Origin of the sequence: Marinitoga sp. 1154, assembly GCF_013363285.1 — a bacterium.
Classification (GTDB): domain Bacteria; phylum Thermotogota; class Thermotogae; order Petrotogales; family Petrotogaceae; genus Marinitoga.
In genome coordinates, this window is the sequence record NZ_LBFB01000060.1 from 1 (window position 1) to 1343 (window position 1343).

2 protein-coding genes are annotated in these 1343 nt (G+C 23.8%); both read right to left on the minus strand.

The genetic code is table 11. From position 1 onward, the window contains the following. Positions 1 to 883 (minus strand): hypothetical protein (locus tag XO12_RS11050; protein WP_175420343.1); only part of this gene is annotated, 883 nt, incomplete at its 3' end. A gap of 48 nt (positions 884 to 931) precedes the next feature. Continuing rightward, the coding region (locus XO12_RS11055) for an ATP-binding protein (RefSeq protein WP_217683694.1) at positions 932 to 1343 on the minus strand (412 nt) is incomplete at its 5' end.

Genomic DNA, 1343 nt, shown 5'->3' on the forward strand with positions numbered 1-1343 from the left:
CTTTAATTTCACACTTTTCCATAATTTTATCAAATTCAAGGTAACGTGTTTTCTGAAATTTTTTCATATTATCAAGCATTATTTCAAATGGTTTTGATATCTGTTTTGATACTTTATGTGCTTTTTTGGAGATAAAATATAGCATTATTAAAAGACCTACTAAAAAAATATATATGTTATACAACATTATATTTCTTAGTATCCCCAGATCAAATTTTAATACAATTCCAACAGGTCTAAACATCGTATTTTCATCTTCATATTCCCATAAGTAATATAAATTTACTTTATTCCCTTTTTCTATTAATACTTCCTTTTCTGTATTAAATACCTCAGATAAATATTTTTTATCTGTTTCATTTATACTCCCCATATTTCCGGATAATTCCTCAAAATACATATTATAGATATTTATTTCTTTTATAAATTTATATTTCTTTTCGAGCTCTATAATATTATCCATAGTCTTTTTTATTTTATCAACAGCCAATGAATGATGTAATAAATAAAAATCATTATTTATCCTTATATATATATTTTTTGATAATCTATCTGTTTTAAGTATAAATTCGACCATATAATTGTAATTTTCTAATGTGGATATTTTTTCTTTAAGTTTATCATCCACACTATCAATATTTATTTTTTCTATTTTAGTATTTGTATTATAATGCATAGTGTTCATATAATCTATTAGTTTTTTCTCAAAATCATCGGTATCTCCAGACTCTTTTATTTTCTCAATAAATCTATCAAGCGATTTATAATATTTAGCATCAAAATCATACAAAGAATTATATATAGAGTCAAAAGTCATCCGTACAAGTTCTATAGTATTTTCTTCAAATTCTTCATGCAATACTTTTATATTATGTAAAAACAACTACAAGAATGTTAAAAAAAGGGAAAATAAAAATGTACAAAAAAGGGATTAAGAATTAGAAACAGAATTAGCAAAAAAATCCATTTTTTCTTTTAATCGATATGAATCACCTTTAATCGAAATAACATGAGAATGATGCAATAATCTGTCTAATATAGCTTGAGCTAAAACTGGAGAACCAAATATTTCACCCCAACTTGAAAATGGCATATTTGTTGTAATTATTGTACTGTGTTTTTCATATCTTTTTGATATTAATTGAAAAAACAAGTTTGAAGCATCTGTATCAATTGGCAAATATCCTATTTCGTCTATTATTAATACTTTGTATTTCGAAAAATGTTTTAATCTTGTTTCTAATCTATTTTCTTTAAGTGCTTTTTTTAATTGCGACATTAAATCTTGGAAATGGATAAAATATGTTGAATATCTATGTTTTGCACATTCTATTCCAAGGGAG